General features: G+C 59.9%; 13 protein-coding genes, 6 tRNA genes and 1 other RNA gene. 14 read left to right on the forward strand and 6 right to left on the reverse strand.

Going from position 1 to position 17,024, the window contains the following annotated elements; all coding sequences use genetic code 11:
- The first annotated feature begins 3 nt into the window (after positions 1 to 3).
- A complete protein-coding gene (locus ACJ8J4_RS08900) occupies positions 4 to 873 on the forward strand; it encodes a LysR family transcriptional regulator (protein ID WP_169541137.1) in 870 nt (289 codons plus the stop codon).
- On the opposite strand, the gene ACJ8J4_RS08905 is transcribed toward ACJ8J4_RS08900, so the two are convergent.
- Positions 870 to 2,531, reverse strand: a complete 1,662-nt coding sequence (locus ACJ8J4_RS08905; protein ID WP_197832400.1) for an alpha-keto acid decarboxylase family protein — start codon at positions 2,529 to 2,531, stop codon at positions 870 to 872. The two genes, ACJ8J4_RS08900 and ACJ8J4_RS08905, sit on opposite strands and share 4 nt — an antisense overlap.
- 188 nt (positions 2,532 to 2,719) lie before the next feature.
- On the opposite strand from ACJ8J4_RS08905, the gene mgrA reads away from it, so the two are divergent.
- Both mgrA and ACJ8J4_RS08915 read left to right on the forward strand, forming a co-directional pair.
- Positions 2,720 to 3,709: an L-glyceraldehyde 3-phosphate reductase gene (gene mgrA, locus ACJ8J4_RS08910; RefSeq protein WP_099816968.1), complete on the forward strand. Its 990-nt coding sequence runs from the start codon at positions 2,720 to 2,722 to the stop codon at positions 3,707 to 3,709.
- Between the two features lie 223 nt (positions 3,710 to 3,932).
- The gene (locus ACJ8J4_RS08915) at positions 3,933 to 4,343 is read left to right on the forward strand and encodes a DUF2502 domain-containing protein (RefSeq protein WP_025303761.1); all 411 of its coding nucleotides are present in this window, start codon (positions 3,933 to 3,935) and stop codon (positions 4,341 to 4,343) included.
- Between the two features lie 41 nt (positions 4,344 to 4,384).
- On the opposite strand, the gene ACJ8J4_RS08920 is transcribed toward ACJ8J4_RS08915, so the two are convergent.
- The gene (locus tag ACJ8J4_RS08920) at positions 4,385 to 5,620 is read right to left on the reverse strand and encodes an Nramp family divalent metal transporter (RefSeq protein WP_149570106.1); all 1,236 of its coding nucleotides are present in this window, start codon (positions 5,618 to 5,620) and stop codon (positions 4,385 to 4,387) included.
- 377 nt (positions 5,621 to 5,997) lie between these two features.
- On the opposite strand from ACJ8J4_RS08920, the gene ACJ8J4_RS08925 reads away from it, so the two are divergent.
- Entirely contained in the window at positions 5,998 to 7,185 is a 1,188-nt protein-coding gene (locus ACJ8J4_RS08925; RefSeq protein WP_004936373.1) for a NupC/NupG family nucleoside CNT transporter, read from the forward strand.
- Between the two features lie 119 nt (positions 7,186 to 7,304).
- Here ACJ8J4_RS08925 and ACJ8J4_RS08930 read toward each other — a convergent pair.
- Positions 7,305 to 7,380, reverse strand: a tRNA-Ala gene (locus ACJ8J4_RS08930).
- 60 nt (positions 7,381 to 7,440) lie between these two features.
- Positions 7,441 to 7,516 (reverse strand) — tRNA-Ala (locus ACJ8J4_RS08935).
- A gap of 308 nt (positions 7,517 to 7,824) precedes the next feature.
- Here ACJ8J4_RS08935 and ACJ8J4_RS08940 point away from each other — a divergent pair.
- On the forward strand, positions 7,825 to 8,610 hold the full coding sequence (locus tag ACJ8J4_RS08940; protein ID WP_043143749.1) for a formate/nitrite transporter family protein: 786 nt from the start codon (positions 7,825 to 7,827) through the stop codon (positions 8,608 to 8,610).
- Positions 8,611 to 8,677: 67 nt separating this feature from the next.
- Here the strand turns inward: ACJ8J4_RS08940 and gltX are convergent, their stop codons facing one another.
- Complete coding sequence (gene gltX / locus ACJ8J4_RS08945; protein ID WP_025303764.1) at positions 8,678 to 10,093, reverse strand: glutamate--tRNA ligase; 1,416 nt, start codon at positions 10,091 to 10,093, stop codon at positions 8,678 to 8,680.
- A 294-nt stretch (positions 10,094 to 10,387) separates the two neighbouring features.
- Here gltX and ACJ8J4_RS08950 point away from each other — a divergent pair.
- The 9 genes from ACJ8J4_RS08950 to ACJ8J4_RS08990 all read left to right on the forward strand — a co-directional run bounded on the left by ACJ8J4_RS08950 (position 10,388) and on the right by ACJ8J4_RS08990 (position 15,292).
- Positions 10,388 to 10,463 (forward strand) — tRNA-Val (locus ACJ8J4_RS08950).
- A 28-nt stretch (positions 10,464 to 10,491) separates the two neighbouring features.
- Positions 10,492 to 10,567: transfer RNA gene (locus ACJ8J4_RS08955), tRNA-Val, on the forward strand.
- Between the two features lie 38 nt (positions 10,568 to 10,605).
- Positions 10,606 to 10,681 (forward strand) — tRNA-Val (locus ACJ8J4_RS08960).
- Between the two features lie 7 nt (positions 10,682 to 10,688).
- A tRNA-Lys gene (locus ACJ8J4_RS08965) sits at positions 10,689 to 10,764 on the forward strand.
- A gap of 75 nt (positions 10,765 to 10,839) precedes the next feature.
- A non-coding RNA gene (locus ACJ8J4_RS08970) (RtT sRNA) lies at positions 10,840 to 10,946 on the forward strand.
- Between the two features lie 207 nt (positions 10,947 to 11,153).
- On the forward strand, positions 11,154 to 12,161 hold the full coding sequence (fepB, locus tag ACJ8J4_RS08975; protein WP_049294910.1) for a Fe2+-enterobactin ABC transporter substrate-binding protein: 1,008 nt from the start codon (positions 11,154 to 11,156) through the stop codon (positions 12,159 to 12,161).
- Positions 12,162 to 12,375: 214 nt separating this feature from the next.
- Entirely contained in the window at positions 12,376 to 13,431 is a 1,056-nt protein-coding gene (gene fepD, locus ACJ8J4_RS08980) for a Fe(3+)-siderophore ABC transporter permease (RefSeq protein WP_025303766.1), read from the forward strand.
- Positions 13,431 to 14,468: an iron-enterobactin ABC transporter permease gene (fepG, locus tag ACJ8J4_RS08985; RefSeq protein WP_049205407.1), complete on the forward strand. Its 1,038-nt coding sequence runs from the start codon at positions 13,431 to 13,433 to the stop codon at positions 14,466 to 14,468. The genes fepD and fepG overlap by 1 nt, the downstream gene beginning before the upstream one ends.
- A gap of 17 nt (positions 14,469 to 14,485) precedes the next feature.
- The gene (locus ACJ8J4_RS08990) at positions 14,486 to 15,292 is read left to right on the forward strand and encodes an ABC transporter ATP-binding protein (RefSeq protein WP_089181180.1); all 807 of its coding nucleotides are present in this window, start codon (positions 14,486 to 14,488) and stop codon (positions 15,290 to 15,292) included.
- A gap of 28 nt (positions 15,293 to 15,320) precedes the next feature.
- Here the strand turns inward: ACJ8J4_RS08990 and ACJ8J4_RS08995 are convergent, their stop codons facing one another.
- A complete protein-coding gene (locus ACJ8J4_RS08995; RefSeq protein WP_048324631.1) occupies positions 15,321 to 16,907 on the reverse strand; it encodes an ABC transporter substrate-binding protein in 1,587 nt (528 codons plus the stop codon).
- Positions 16,908 to 17,024: the final 117 nt, after the last annotated feature.

Below are 17,024 nucleotides of genomic sequence, written 5' to 3' on the forward strand. Positions count from 1 at the left end.
TATATGCACTATTCACCGGAAGCGTTACAGGCGTTCGTGGAAGCCGCCGCCCTCGGCTCATTTTCCGCCGCCGCGCGCAAGCTGCGTAAAAGCCAATCCACCGTCAGCACCGCCATCGCCAATCTGGAGGCCGACCTGGCATTGACGCTGTTCGATCGCAGCGCGCGCCAGCCGGTGCTCACCGCCGCCGGCCGCAAAGTGCTGGGGCACGTACAGGCGATCCTCGCGGCCAGCGAACGGCTCGATGCCCTGAGCATTCAGCTGGCGGGCGAGGTTGAACCGCGCCTGAGCATGGTGTTTTCCGATACCTACCAGCCCAAGCATCACGATCGGTTAATGCAGCTGTTCGAACAGCGCTACCCGGAAATTGAGCTGGAATGGATGATCGCCGAGGAAGGCGACGTTATCGATCTGCTGCAAAGCGGCCGCGCGCATTTGGGCATGGTAGAAGTGCAAAAACGTTATCCGCCGGATATCGCCTTCTCCCGGCTGCCTGAGCAGACCGAAATGGGGCTGTTCGTCGCCCATCAGCATCCGCTGGCGCAGGTCGTCGCGCCGACGCCAGAGCAATTGTCCAGCACCCGCCAACTGATCCTCAATACCTACACCGGCGCCGAGGCGGCCAGACAGGGTGGCCTGGTCTGGTCGGCGCCCAGCTATCTGCTGTTGCTGGAGATGGCGGAACAAGGATTCGGTTGGGCGGTGTTGCCGCACTGGCTGGTGCAGCAATACGGCCACGGCAGGCTCACCCAGCTGCGGCCGCGCGGCTGGCCAAAACTGATTTCGGTGGATGCGGTATGGTCCAAACTGACCCCGCCGGGCCCGGCGGGGTTCTGGATGCTGGAGCGCCTACTGGGCGATACCCTGCCCTAAGCGGCGGCGTTGCGCGCCTGAATGGCGCGGGAGACGGTATCGAGAAGTTCCGGAATGTCCATCTTCGGCAGCATCACTTCGATGAAGGCCAGCCGTTCGTCGTCCGCTACCTCGCGCAGCGCCTGACGCAATCCGTCCGGATCGCTGACCCGCAACGCCTTCACCGGCCGCTCACCGGCCAACGCCGACGGCAGCTGCGTCCAGTTCCAGCGCGCGATATCGTTATAACGTTGCTCCGGCCCGTGGATCGCGCGTTCAACGGTATACCCCTGATTGTTCAGCACGAAGATCACCGGTTTAAGCCCGTCGCGCAGCATCGATCCCAGTTCCTGCACGGTCAGCTGCGCGGCGCCGTCGCCGATCAGCAATACTGCCCGGCGCTGCGGTTCGGCGGTCTGCACGCCGAACGTCGCCGGCAGGGTATAGCCGATCGATCCCCAGAGCGACTGCACGATCAGCCGGCAGCCGCGCGGCAATGTCAGCGCCGCCGCGCCGAAACAGGCGGTGCCCTGATCGGCCAGCACGATATCCCCCGGCAGCAGGAAATCCTGTATCTGCCGCCAGAAGGCGTGCTGATCCAACCCTTCCCCATTGCCTTCCGGCAGGGCCGGGCGGACGATCGGCGGCAACGGCCAACGCGACGCCAGCGACAGACTCAGGCGATGCAGCGCCTGTACCGCCTCGCGCATCGGGATGCGGCTAAAACACCGCCGCCCAACCCAGGCTTCGAACGGCTGAATATCGATGCATTTTTCCACCGGCAGATGATGCGTGAAACCGGCGGTAATGGTGTCGGTCAAACGCACCCCGACGTTGATCACCACATCGGCGTTTTCGATAAGCTGTTTCACCGCCGGATCGCTGGCGCCACCGCAGTAGGTACCGACAAAACCGGCGCGGTTCTCATCCAGCACGCCCTTGCCGAGCAGCAGCGTAGCGTGCGGAATGTCGACCTCCTGCAGCCACTCGTCCAGCACCCCTTCGGCGCCGAAGCGATCGGCCAGGAAATCCGCCAACAATGACACCCGCCGCGCCGACAGCAGCTTTTCGCGCGCCGCGGCGATAAATGCCTGCAATGCGCTCTGCGACAGTTTGGCCTGGCGCAGCATCAGCGGCGCCGGTTTACTCGGCAGCGGCGCCTGCGCGACGTCGCTGGGCAACATCAGATAAACCGGGCGATGTTCCAGCAAGGCGACGCCGATCAGGCGGTCTATCTCCATCGCGGCGTTATCGGCGGTCAGATTGGCCTGCGCGACGGTCACCTCTTTGGCGATCCGGGCGAAGTGGGTGAAGTCGCCATCCCCCAGCGAATGATGCAACAAATCACCGGCGCGCTGGGCGCGCTGCGCCGGGGTGCCGACCACGTGGATCACCGGCAGGTATTCGGCGTAGCTGCCGGCCACCCCGTTCAACGCGCTTAGCTCGCCGACGCCAAACGTGGTGAGCAGCGCGGCCGCCGGTTTGCAGCGCGCGTAGCCATCGGCGGCGTAGGCGGCGTTCAATTCGTTGGCGCAGCCTACCCAGGTGATTTGCGGATGAGCGAGAACATGATCAAGAAATTGCAGGTTGTAATCCCCCGGCACGCCGAAGAAATGACGGATGCCGATTTGGGCCAGACGATCGAGAAGATAATCGGCCACCGTATAGGTCTGAGTCATGATCATCACCTGTCTGCAGCTGGAGCGATTATCTTAATTATCGAAGATGCCGTTCAAATTTCGAACAAACGCTCCGGCATCGAACGGCAACCTGGCGTTACATGCCGGCGCTGTGATCGCTCCCCCGGCAGCGTGGTGTGGAAACGTATACACTCAAAGCACTTCACCTCTCGCCGACAAGGATAACTATGTCCTACCAAGCCTCCCCTACGCGTTATCAAGATATGGAATACCGGCGCTGTGGCCGCAGCGGGCTGAAGCTGCCCGCCGTCTCGCTCGGGCTGTGGCACAACTTCGGCGACGCCACGCTGTATGACAACGCCCGCGGCCTGATCCGCTGCGCCTTCGATCGCGGCATTACCCATTTCGATCTGGCCAATAACTACGGCCCGCCGCCCGGCGCCGCCGAGGAGAACTTTGGCCGCATGCTCAACGCCGATCTGCGGGCCTGGCGCGATGAGCTGATCGTCTCATCCAAAGCCGGTTACACCATGTGGCCCGGCCCCTACGGCGATTGGGGCTCGAAAAAGTACCTGGTCGCCAGCCTCGATCAGAGCCTGAAGCGCATGGGATTGGAGTATGTGGATATCTTTTACCACCACCGGCCGGATCCGGACACGCCGCTGGAAGAAACCATGGCGGCGCTGGATTTGTTGGTGCGCCAGGGCAAAGCGCTGTATGTCGGCCTGTCCAACTACCCGGCCGAGCGCGCGCGGCAGGCGTTCGACATTCTGCAGCGGCTCGGTACGCCGTGCGTGATCCACCAGCCCAAGTATTCGATGTTGGAACGCACGCCGGAGGCGGAATTGCTGGATACGCTGGCGGAGCATGGCGTCGGCGCAATCGCCTTCTCGCCGCTGGCGGGCGGCCTGCTGACCGACCGCTACCTGCACGGCGTCCCGCAAGATTCCCGCGCCGCCAGCGGCAGCCGCTTCCTGCAGCCGGAGCAGTTGACCGACGAGCGGCTGGACAAGGTGCGCCGCCTCGATGCGCTGGCGCGGCAACGCGGGCAGAAGCTGTCGCAGATGGCGCTGGCCTGGGTGCTGCGCGGCGATCGCGTTACCTCGGTGCTGATCGGCGCCAGTAAGAATGCGCAGATAGAAGACGCGGTGGGCATGCTGGCCAATCGTCACTTCAGTGAAGAAGAGCTCGCGCAGATCGAGAAAATCTTATTGTAATCGTTTACAAATTCCGCCGCTCAATCGAGCGGCGAGACTCCAGAAAAATCTCAAATCTTGGCCTCCCGCACCGTTTTCAGAGTGGCTCTCAGATTCAACCCTATGCGCTGGCGCTATGATGCCGATATTGCAGCAAAATAACGATAAGGCCGCTTTTTTAAACTGATGAACGCGCTTCATAAAGTGACAAACGGCCAAGCCGCGCAAGCGGGAAGGAGAAGCCATGTTTAAACCTCTGCTCTTGGCCGCCATCTTGGCGGCGACGGTACTGCCCGCCGCACAGCAAGCACACGCCGAAGGGATCAGCATCGATCTGATGCCGGGCGTTTCACTGCGCATCGGCGATCAGGACAATCGCGGCCGTTACTGGGACGGTTACGACTGGCGCGATCGCGACTGGTGGCAAGGCCATCAGGGGCGCTATCTCGGCGACCGCAGCCGTCGCGGTTACTACTGGGACGGCTATCGCTGGCGCGACCGCGACTACTGGCGCAAACACTATTACTATCATGAAGGACGCTATCGTAAATACGACAAGCATTACGATAAGCACCATTGGAAGAAAGAGAAAAAGCACCACCACGATCATGACCGCGATCGCTGGCGCCGCCACGGCGATGACGACCGCGATTAACGACGACGGGCCGGCGTAATGCCGGCCCGCGTTTTTTTTGCCTACAGCACGCTGCCGATCAGCAGGTAGCCGTTCAATCCCACCACCACCAGTACGATCAGCTTGCCCAGGTTTTGCACCAGCGGGCCGTTGACCATTTCCCCCATCAGCGCCCGATTACCGGTGAAAGCCAGCAGCGGCACCAGCGCCAGCGCAATGCCGAAGCTGAGCAGCACCTGGCTCAGCACCAGAATGCGCGTGGCGTCCATTCCCAGCATGATAACGATAAACGACGGCAGCATGGTCACCGCGCGACGCAGCCACAGCGGGATATGGAAATGCACAAACCCCTGCATCACCACCTGCCCCGCCAGCGTGCCCACCACGGTAGAGGAGAGACCGGCGGCCACCAGGCTCAGGCCAAACACGGTGGCGGCGGCTTGCCCGAGCAGCGGCTGCAGCGTCAGGTAAGCCACGTCGAGATCGGCGATGCCGCTGTGGCCGCTGAAATGAAACGCGGCGGCGGCAGTGGCCATCATCGCCAGGTTGACGAAACCGGCGATGGTCATGGCGACGGCGACGTCGACTTTGGTGGCGGCATAGCGCTCCGCCTTGTCATGCTCACCGCCGACTTGGGTAAGCGACGAATGCAGGTAGATCACGTGCGGCATGATGGTGGCGCCCAATACCCCGGCGGCCAGAAATACCGCGTCACCGTTGGGCAGATCGGGCAGCGCCATCCCCTTCAGCAGCGGCGAAAGCTGCGGCTGAGAGAATGCCAGCTCGACGATGTAAGCGGCGGCGACGAATAGCAGCAGGCCGCCAATCACCCGCTCCAGCGGCTTTTGCCCGCGTTTTTGCAGCATCAAAATTAAAAAGGTGGCGATGCCGGTCAGCACCGCGCCCTGCAACAGGGAAATCCCGAGCAGCAGCTTGAAGCCGATCGCCGCGCCGATAAACTCGGCCAGGTCGGTCGCCATGGCGATGATCTCCGCCTGCACCCAATAGGCCCACACCGCCGGCCGCGGAAAGCGATCGCGAATGTGCTCAGCCAGGTTTTTTCCGGTAGCGATGCCCAGCTTGGCAGACAACAGTTGGATCAGCATCGCCATCACGTTGGCCCAGACCACGACCCACAGCAGGCTGTAGCCGAACGAGGCGCCGGCCTGGATGTTGGTGGCGAAGTTACCGGGATCGATATAGCCGATAGCGGCGATGAAGGCGGGCCCCATCAGCGAGAGTTTGATTTTTCTGGCGGAGCGACCGGGGGTGGTTTCAACCACGCGACTGTTCAGCATATGTTGAACCCTTACTGAAATTACGTTTATCTCCACTCTATATAAATGATAATAATTATCAAGCGCATTTAGAGCGGTAAAACTTATCTCTGTAATAGCCAACATTAATGGTTTTATCGAAGGGTCCGACACCAAGCATGCCGATTTCCGTGCTTTTGGGATGGGATTTTAGCTGCAATACCCCTGAAAGACAGGTTAGCACAAGAATACGAATTTCCTATCTCTGCGTTAACATCTTGATTTTTTATGCTTTTGCGCAACACTTTAGGAGAATTCCCGCTATGATTTTCCATATTTGCAATAGAAGTCTCGTTTTTAAACGTAGCGTTACATAAAATGACAGCCGAAATTCAGCCTGCCTCAAATTTGGAGCAAACATGTCCCATATTGCGCACTTTGCGTTGGCGATAGTAGTGGTGGCGATCCTGGCCCTGTTGGTGTGCCGCGATCGTAAAAGCATCCGCATTCGCTATGTTATTCAATTACTGGTTATCGAAGTACTGCTGGCCTACTTTTTCCTGCATTCGGAAGCGGGTTTGGGCTTCGTAAAAGGATTCGCCGCGCTGTTTGACAAACTGCTCGGGTTTGCGGGACAAGGGACTGATTTCGTGTTCGGCGGCATGGGCGACAAAGGCCTGGCGTTCTTCTTCCTGAAGGTGCTGTGCCCGATCGTCTTCATTTCGGCGCTGATCGGTATTCTGCAGTACATCAAAGTGCTGCCTTTCATCATCCGCATTATCGGTACCGTGCTGTCGAAAGTGAACGGCATGGGCAAGCTGGAGTCGTTCAACGCCGTCAGCTCGCTGATCCTGGGCCAATCCGAAAACTTCATCGCCTACAAGGATATCCTGGGCAAGATGTCGGAAAAGCGCATGTACACCATGGCGGCAACCGCGATGTCTACGGTGTCCATGTCTATCGTCGGCGCCTACATGACCATGCTGGACGCCAAGTTCGTGGTGGCGGCACTGGTATTGAACATGTTCAGCACCTTTATCGTGCTGTCGCTGGTCAACCCGTACGACACCAATAAAGAAGAAGAGCTGCATCTGGGCAATCTGCACGAAGGCCAGAGCTTCTTCGAAATGCTGGGTGAATACATCCTGGCCGGCTTCAAAGTAGCGATTATCGTCGCCGCGATGCTGATTGGTTTCATCGCCCTGATCGCCGCGCTCAATGGCGTATTCAGCGCTATCTTCGGCCTGAGCTTCCAGGAAATCCTCGGTTACTTCTTCTATCCGTTCGCCTGGATCATGGGCATTCCTAAACACGAAGCCCTGCAGGTCGGCAGCATCATGGCCACCAAGCTGGTTTCCAACGAATTCGTGGCCATGATGGAGCTGCAGAAAGTCTCTGCCGAGCTGTCGCCGCGCAGCCTGGGGATCCTGTCGGTGTTCCTAGTGTCCTTCGCCAACTTCTCTTCCATCGGCATCGTGGCCGGTGCGATCAAGGGCCTGAACGAACACCAGGGCAACGTGGTGTCGCGCTTTGGTCTGAAGCTGGTGTACGGCTCTACGCTGGTCAGCATCCTGTCCGCTTCCATCGCGGGTCTGGTGCTGGGCTAAGCCTCGAACCGACGACGATAACAAGGCGCCTGCGGGCGCCTTTTTTATTGCTTGGCATTCGGCGAAGGATAAATGACGAAAAGCAAAAAGCCGACCCTAGGGTCGGCTTTTTTAAATGGTGGTGGAGCTAGACGGGATCGAACCGTCGACCTCTTGCATGCCATGCAAGCGCTCTCCCAGCTGAGCTATAGCCCCACAAAAGTGGTACGCGTTGACCGGCGTTACGGCATTCCCCAACCTCTCTGAGAAGAAGGTTGGTGGAGCTAGACGGGATCGAACCGTCGACCTCTTGCATGCCATGCAAGCGCTCTCCCAGCTGAGCTATAGCCCCGTTCCACAATCACTTTGTGCTGTGAACGGGGCGCATAATATGAAACCCATTCAAAGCTGTCAACGGCTAAATTGAATTACTGAATCAAGCGTTGAAAAAGCCGCCAAATCAGCATGTTTGGCGCCAAAAAATCATCAGTTTGTGCAGAGTTCATCCATTTTGCGCGCTACATCTCAAAATAGCAAAAGACCCTGCATATCACGTTGATTTTTAATTAACGGAATGTTAGCGAAATGCGCTTGAGTCGGGCTCCCGAGCGGCATAGACTGCCCGCGCCATAAACTTTATTACTATAAACCGAGTCCGTCATGTCTTTGCATTCACCAAAAGAAATCGCCGCCCTCGCCGTTCAGGCCGGGGTAAACAAAAGCCGCGCCCCTCTCGCTAATCTGTTGATTCTGGGCTTTCTCGCCGGCGCCTTTATCGCCACCGGCTTCCTGCTGGATATTCACGTCATCGGCACCCTGCCGGCTGAATGGGGCTCTTTCGGCGCCCTATTGGGCGCCGCGGTCTTCCCTATCGGTTTGATCCTGACCATTCTGGCCGGCGGCGAACTGCTGACCGGCAACATGATGACCTTGCCGATGGCCTGGTTTGCCCGCGAAATCCCCGCCATCGCCGTGCTGCGCAACTGGTTTTGGGTCACTCTGGCCAACCTGGCCGGCAGCGTGGCCGTCGCGTACTTCTTCGGCCATTTGCTGGGCCTGACCGAAGGCGCGTTCTTGCATAAGACGCTGGCGATCGCGCAGGCCAAAGTGGATGCGGACTTCCTGCACGCCTTCATTTCCGGCGTCGGCTGCAACTGGCTGGTGTGCCTGGCGGTGTGGTTAGCCTTCGCCAGCAAAGATGTGCCGGGCAAAGTGATCGGCATGTGGTTCCCTGTCATGGCTTTTGTCGCCATCGGCTTCCAGCACGTGGTGGCGAATATGTTCATCATCCCGGCGGCCATCTTTGCCGGCGGCATGGGTTGGGAACAGTATCTGCCTAATTTCGTCGCGGTATTTCTCGGCAATGCGCTGGGCGGCGCCGGCTTTGTCGGGCTGATGTATTTCATCGCCTACCGTCCGGGTTTGCCGGCCGGCGAACAAGCCTGACAGCAAGCAATAAAAAAGCCCCGGGATCGCTCCACGGGGCTTTTTCATTTACGGCGTATCAGCCTAATCAGGCCTGGGCTTCACGCTCGGCGATGTAAGCCAGCGCCATATCGATACGCTGCAGCGAGCGCTTCTGGCCGATCGCATGCACGGTCACGTCCATGCCCGGCGACTGGCCGGCGCCGGTCACCGCGACGCGCAGTGGCATGCCGACTTTGCCCATGCCGACACCCAGCTCATCCGCCGTGCCCTGAATGGCGTCGTGCACGTTTTCCGGCGTCCAGACGGTGATGGCGGCCAGCTTGGCGCGCACCGCTTCCAGCGGCTGACGCGCGACCGGGCGCAGGTGCTTCTTGGCGGCGTCGGCGTCGAACTCGCTGAAGTCTTCGTAGAAGTAACGGCAAGACTCCGCCATCTCTTTCAGCGTCTTGCAACGCTCGCCCAGCAGCTTGACAAGGTCTTTCAGTTCCGGACCGTTGCGGGTTTCAATGCCCAGTTGCTCAACGTGCCATGCCAGATGCACCGCCACTTCTTCCGCCGGCATATGGTTGATGTAGTGGTGGTTCAGCCACTGCAGCTTCTCGGTGTTGAAGGCGCTGGCGGATTTGTTGATCGCTTCCAGCGTGAAGAACTCTTTCATCTCATCGATGGAGAAGATCTCCTGATCGCCATGGGACCAACCCAGGCGCACCAGGTAGTTCAGCAGCGCCTGCGGCAGATAGCCGTCGTCGCGGTATTGCATAACACCCACGGCGCCGTGGCGTTTGGACAGCTTTTTACCGTCGTCGCCGAGGATCATCGACACGTGCGCATATTCCGGCACCGGCGCACCCAGCGCTTTGAGAATGTTGATCTGGCGTGGGGTGTTGTTGATGTGGTCTTCACCGCGGATCACATGGGTGATTTCCATGTCCCAGTCATCGACGACGACGCAGAAGTTATAGGTTGGCGAACCATCGGTGCGGCGGATGATCAGATCGTCCAGCTCCTGATTGCTAAATTCGATCGGGCCGCGAATTTTATCGTCGAAGATCACCGATCCTTCCTGCGGATTGCGGAAGCGCACCACGTGCGGCTCGTCATCGGTGTGGCTGCACTGGCTGTCGCGGCAGTGGCCGTCGTAACGCGGCTTCTCGCCGTTTTCCATCTGCTTCTCGCGCAGCGCTTCCAGACGTTCCTTGGAGCAATAGCATTTATAGGCCGTGCCCTGCTCCAGCATCTCGTCGATGACCGCGTTGTAACGATCGAAACGCTTGGTCTGGAAATACGGGCCTTCATCCCAATCCAGGTTCAACCAGTTCATGCCATCCATAATTGCGTCGATCGCATCCTGAGTCGAACGTTCCAGATCGGTATCTTCGATACGCAGAACGAACTCACCGCCCGCATGGCGGCTGAACAACCAGGAGTAAAGTGCGGTACGCGCGCCGCCGACGTGAAGATAGCCAGTCGGGCTCGGTGCAAAACGGGTTTTGATTTTCATTGGGTTCACTGCCTTATTACGCAACGCGTGTCGGCGATGGCCGACGATTGCTCGGAATTGAAAAAAGAGTGGACGACATTGTATCACCACGCGCTAATTCCTCAACGCCGACACGATATTGCGCCGGTCGATTTCGCGCATTTTGCGGCGAGTTTCGCATAGCGTTGCACAAAGAATCGGCGCTGCTGGCGATAATTATCGCGCCCTGCCTAAATTTGCGGCGAACGATTGAAATCATTTTAAAAAGCGTTGACTCACTTTGAACTATCCCTATAATGCGACTCCAACAAGACGGGGCGATTAGCTCAGTTGGTAGAGCATCTCCTTTACACGGAGGGGGTCGGCGGTTCGAGCCCGTCATCGCCCACCATCTTGTTGAGAAAAATGAGAACGAATGAGGGTGATTAGCTCAGTTGGTAGAGCATCTCCTTTACACGGAGGGGGTCGGCGGTTCGAGCCCGTCATCACCCACCATCATTCTCTCGTTTAGCAGTACCTGGAAGTCCTGAAGTGGGTGATTAGCTCAGTTGGTAGAGCATCTCCTTTACACGGAGGGGGTCGGCGGTTCGAGCCCGTCATCACCCACCACTTCTGCGGGTCGTTAGCTCAGTTGGTAGAGCAGTTGACTTTTAATCAATTGGTCGCAGGTTCGAATCCTGCACGACCCACCAATTCAGAAAAAAGCGCCTTTTGGCGCTTTTTTCGTTTCTGCGCCACCTGACTCTGCCTTTATCTTCTTACTGACATGGCCCACTGAGTCGTGCGGGTGAGATCCTGCGTTCAGGTTCGAGCATCGCGCAGCGTTGCCCGCAGGGTGAGGCCACAGGTCGAATCAATCCTGCACGACCCACCCATTCAGAAAAAAGCGCCTTTGGGCGCTTTTTTCGTTTCTGCCTCACTCACTCCCCCTATCTCCTTATTCTTTCTGTATTCACTACGCGCTGAGATACGAATGGTTATCATTTTGGCGGCTTGAATGGTAAATTAGCGGGCATCCACCACTCAGCCAATCCGCCGCCGGATTGATACGCCTTAGTTCAAGGAAAGAAAGAGCCCGCTCATGACCCTATCCTTACGCCAGCTGTTCATTGCATTCATCGCCACTTCCAGCCTGTTGCTCAGCGGCTGTGGCCCGGACGACAAGAACGACGAGCAGAAACCTTCCGCCCCCGCTGCCGACAGCAGTTGGCCGCGCACCATCGACAGCGCCAAAGGGAAATTCACGCTGGAAAAACCGCCGCAGCGCATCGTGTCCACCAGCGTCACCATCACCGGTACGCTGCTGGCGATCGACGCCCCGGTGGTCGCCAGCGCCGCCACCAGCCCAAATCCCCTGGTAGCCGACCAACAAGGCTTCTTTACCCAGTGGAGCGAGGTGGCCAAACAGCGCCACGTCGAACGGCTGTATCAGGTGGAACCCAATGCCGAAGCCGTCGCCGCTGCCGCGCCGGATTTGATCGTCGTCGCCGCCACCGGCGGGGATTCAGCGCTGAAGCTGTACGATCAGCTGTCCGCCATTGCGCCGACGTTAGTACTCGATTATGGCGACAAAAGCTGGCAACAGCTGGCCAGCGAGCTCGGTGAGATCACCGGTCACGAAGCCGGCGCCAAACAGGCGGAAGATCGTTTCGAACAGCGTGTGGAGCAAGTGAAGCAGGCGATCATCCTGCCGCCACAGCCGACCACGCCGCTGGTGTATGCCGACAACGGCCGCGAGGCCATGCTGTGGACACCGGGCTCCGCCCAGGGCAAGCTGCTGACCCAGCTTGGCTTCCAATTGGCCACCCCGCCGGAAAGCGCCAAAGGCAACGCCAGCATGGGTAAACGCCATGACATCATCCAGATCTCCGGCGAAAAAATGGCCGAAGGCCTGAACGGCAAAACCCTGATCCTGTTCGCCACCAATGAGCGCAAAGTGCAAGAGGTGCTGACCAACCCGTTCCTTAAACATCTGGAGCCGGTGGAACAGCGGCACGTCTATGCCGTCGGCAACGACACCTTCCGCCTCGATTATTACAGTGCCACCAACATGCTGAACCAAATCGAACGGCTGTTCAAAAAGCCCTGAGCCACGCCGTCGGCAGGTCAGGCTCCTGCCGACGCTTTCAACAAGCGGGGCGACCGTTCACATTCAATCAATTGAAATATCAATAGTTATTAACATCGTCAACGCACCTTTGCCACCAACCGGCGGGTGCATGCGGGCGTAAACTCGTGCTACTATTAGCGCCCGCATGAACGCAAATAACAATGAGAATAAAAATCATACAGGAGTTACCGGTGTGAACGTACCCACTCCGACTGAGCGGACGCTTTCGTCCGCACCGCACGCAGCTTACGCCAGTGGCTTCAAACGCATCGCCGGGTTCGGTATCGGTTTGGTGCTGTTGCTGCTGTGCATCATTGCCAGCCTGATGCTGGGTTCCAAGGCCATCCCCTTCCATACCGTCTGGCTCAGCCTGCAGGGCGCCGCGAGCGGTTCCGACAGCACCATCATTCTCAACGCCCGGGTGCCCCGTACGCTGGCGGGCATTTTAGCCGGCATGGCGCTCGGCGCCGCCGGCGCGCTGATTCAGGCGTTGACGCGCAATCCGCTGGCCGATCCCGGCGTGCTCGGCATCAACGCCGGCGCCAGCTTCGCCGTGGTCATCGGCATCATGTTTTTCGGCGCCGCCACCACTGAAAGCTATATGGCCTATGCCTTCGTCGGCGCTGCCCTCACCACCCTGCTAGTCTACCTGATCGGCACGCTGGCGGGCGGGCGCATCAACCCGGTGCGGCTGACGCTGGCCGGCGTGGCGATCGGCGCGGTTTTGCTCGGCATCACCACCGGGCTGTCGCTGATCGATCCGCAAACCTTTGACCAACTGCGCTTCTGGCAGGCCGGCACGCTGGATATCCGCACGCTGTCCACGCTGCCGGTCACCGCCCCCGCCATTTTGCTCGGCTGCCTGCTGACGCTGCTCATCGCCCGGCCGCTGAATACCATCGGTATGGGGGAAGATTTGGCTATCGCGCTCGGCGCGCGCGTAGTGCTGACTCAGATTGTCGCGGTGATCGCCATCACGCTGCTGTGCGGCGCGGCGACCGCCACCGTCGGCCCAATCAGTTTCATCGGCCTGATGGTGCCGCATATCGCCCGCTGGTGGGTCGGCCCCGACCAGCGCTGGATCCTGCCCTACTCCATGCTGCTGGCGCCGATTTTACTGCTGTGCGCCGACGTGGTCGGCCGCTTGCTGGCGGCCGGTGAACTGCGGGTTTCCATCGTGGCGGCCTTCATCGGCGCGCCGGTGCTGATCTGGCTGGTGCGCCGCAAGAAAACGCTGGGGGGTCTGTGATGAGTCTGCCCCACACGTTGCATATCGGCCGCCCGGACGGCGTCATCAACTGGCGCATGCCGCTGCGCCTGCTGCTGGTCAATCTTTCGCTGCTGGCGTTGTGCCTGGCGATGGCCGTTGCCGCGCTGTGCTACGGCACACTGCAACTTTCGCTGGAACAGGTCTTTGCCGCGCTCAGCGGCGAGGCGCCGAAAAATCTGGTCACCGTGGTCACCCAATGGCGTTTGCCGCGTATCGCCATGGCACTGTTGTTAGGCGGCGCGCTCGGCATGAGCGGTGCCATCTTCCAGTCGATTATCCGCAACCCGCTCGGCAGCCCGGACGTGATTGGCTTTAACATGGGGGCTTACACCGGCGCGCTGATCGCCATCACCCTGTTCAACGGCGGCTATTACTACATCGCCGGCGGCGCGCTGGCCGGCGGCATTCTCGCCGCGCTGGCCATCTACCTGCTGGCCTGGCGGCAAGGCATCGCCGGCTTCCGGCTGATCATCGTCGGCATCGCCATCAGCGCGGTCTTGGTCTCCACCAATACCTGGCTGATCATCACCGCTTCGCTGGAGCGCGCCATGGACGCCGCCATGTGGCAGGCCGGTTCGCTCAACGGCATGACCTGGCAGAAAGCCCAGCCCGCCACGGCGTTCATCGTGCTGGCGGCCGCGGCCGCACTGCTGATGGGCAAACGGCTGCAGCTATTGGAAATGGGCGACGACACGGCGCGCGCGCTGGGCGTGAACGCCGAAGGCAGCCGGCTGTGGCTGATGTTGTTCGGCGTTACCCTCACCGCCGCCGTCACCGCCACCGCCGGGCCGATTTCCTTTATCGCGCTGGCGGCGCCGCAGATCGCCCGCCGCCTGGCCGGACAATCCTCGGTCACCCTGACGTCATCGGCGCTGATGGGCGCAGCGCTGCTGCTCAGCGCCGACGTGGTGTCCCAACATCTTTTCGCGCCGATCCAACTGCCGGTCGGGGTCGTGACCGTCTGCATCGGCGGCCTGTACCTGATTTGGCTGCTCATCCGTGAGGCCCGCAGATAATGAAGAGTGATAATGCCATGAGCCACCGCCTGCACGCCTCGCACCTGAAGCTGGGCTACGACAATAAAATCATCGCTGACGATCTGAGCGTGGCGATCCCCGATGGCGCCTTCACGGTGATCGTCGGGCCGAACGCCTGCGGCAAATCGACGCTGCTGCGCGCCCTGTGCCGCCTGCTGAAACCCAGCGCCGGCGAGGTGATGCTGGACGGCAAAAACATCAGCAGCTTCGCCACCAAGGCGCTGGCGCGCGAGCTTGGGCTGCTGCCGCAAACCTCGATCGCACCGGACAGCATTACCGTGGCGGACCTGGTGTCGCGCGGCCGCTATCCGCACCAGAGCCTGTTGAAACAGTGGACGCAGGCCGACAAACAGGCGGTGGAAGCCGCCATGGCGGCCACCAACGTCAGCCAGCTGGCGGACCGCAGCGTCGACGAACTGTCCGGCGGACAGCGCCAGCGCGTCTGGGTGGCGATGGCGTTGGCGCAGCAAACGCCGCTGCTGCTGCTGGATGAACCAACCACCTACCTCGACATCGCGCACCAAATAGAGCTGCTGGATCTGTTCCGCCAGCTCAACCGCGAGCGCGGCCAAACCCTCATCGCGGTGCTGCACGATCTCAACCACGCCTGCCGCTATGCCGATCACATCATCGCCATGCGCGACGGCAAGATCGTGGCGGAGGGAAACCCGGCGGAGATCATTACCGCCGAGCTGGTGGAACGGGTGTTCGGCATGCCGTGCATGATCATCGACGATCCGCTGTCCCACACGCCGCTGGTGATCCCGCGCGGCCGCTACCACTGCGACGCGCCGCACGCATGAAAAAGGCCGGGTTACCCCGGCCTTTTCGTTACTTCTCCAGCGACACCTGCTTGAAGATGTGTTTGCCGAACGGGTCTATTTCGTAGCCTTTCACTTCCTTGCGCACCGGTTCGAAGATGGTCGAGTGCGCGATCATCAGCGCCGGCATCTGATCGTGCATCATCACCTGCGCCTGCTGGTACATCGCCACCCGCTTGGCATGATCGTTCTCTTCGCGCGCCTGCAGGATCAGCTGGTCGAACGGTTTGTAGCACCATTTCGCCGAGTTGGAGCCGCCGAGCGAAGCGCAGGTGAACAGCGGGCCGAAGAAGTTGTCCGGGTCGCCGTTGGCGGTGGTCCAGCCCATCAGCGCGGTCTGGTGTTCGCCGTTTTTAATCCGCTGTAAATACTCGCCCCACTCGAAGGTAACGATTTTGGCGCGCACGCCGATTTTAGCCCAGTCGGCCTGGATCATCTCCGCCATGCGCTTGGCGTTGGGGTTATAGGGCCGCTGCACCGGCATCGCCCATAGATCGATATCGAAGCCCTGCCCCAACCCGGCCTCCTGCAACAGCTGCTTCGCACGCTCCGGCGAATACGGGTAGTCTTCAAGCTGCGCGTTGCTGCCCCATTGAGTCGGCGGCAGCAGGTTCTTGGCCGGCTGGCCGGCGCCGTGGAACACCGCGTCGATGATCGCCGGCTTGTTGACCGCCAGCGCCAACGCCTGGCGCACCTTGACGTTATCCAACGGTTTCTTCTGGGTGTTGAACGCCAGGAAGCCGATATTCAAGCCGGATTTTTCCATTACCTGAAGGTTGCCGTCCTGCCGCATGCGCGCCAGATCCGCCGGGTTGGGGAACGGCATCACCTGGCACTCGTTCTTTTGCAGCTTGGCGTAACGCACCGTCGCATCCGGCGTGATCGAAAACACCAGCCGATCGATTTTCGGCTTGCCTTCCCAGTAACGATCGAACGCCTTGTAGAGGATTTTCGCGTCCTTCTGGTACTGCACCAGCTGGAACGGCCCGGTGCCGATCGGATCGTTGTCCACCCGCTGCGGCGTGCCGGCCTTCAGCATCGCGTCGGCATATTCCGCCGATAAAATGGTGGCGAAATACATGCCCAGATCGGCGACGAACGGCGCCTCGGCGCGGGAGAGTTCAAAGCGCACGGTGTGGTCATCCACCTTGACGATCCGGTCAATCAGCGTGCCGAACTCCATCGACTCGAAGTTGGTGTAGGCGCCGTTGGAGACCTTGTGATACGGGTTGTTGGCGTCCTTCTGGCGCATAAACGAGAAGATGACGTCATCGGCGTTGAAATCGCGGGTGGGCGTGAAATATTTATTGCTCTGGAATGCCACGCCCTTGCGCAGATGGAAGGTATAGCGCTTGCCGTCTTCGCTCACCTCCCAGCTTTCCGCCAGGCTGGGTTGCAGCTCGACGGTGCCGGGTTTGAAATCCACCAGCCGGTTGTAGATCGCCGCCGAACTGGCGTCTACCGTGGTGCCGGAGGTGAACAGCTGCGGGTTGAAGCCTTCCGGCGAGCCTTCGGAACAGTAGACCAGCGTATTGGCCCGCGCGCCGCCGGCAATCGCCAACGCCAGCAGCCCGATCGTTATTGCTTTTCTTTTCATTGCGCTATCCCCAGTGGTGAAAAAACAGCCCAACGGATAGCAATAAATCATGCAGTTAGCGATGTAAAGGATAAATTCCGCGCATAAAAACGGGCAGGCGCGCAAGCGGCCTGCCCC

This window comes from Serratia sp. CY47280, assembly GCF_052168655.1.
In the GTDB taxonomy this organism is placed as follows: Bacteria; Pseudomonadota; Gammaproteobacteria; order Enterobacterales; family Enterobacteriaceae; genus Serratia; species Serratia bockelmannii.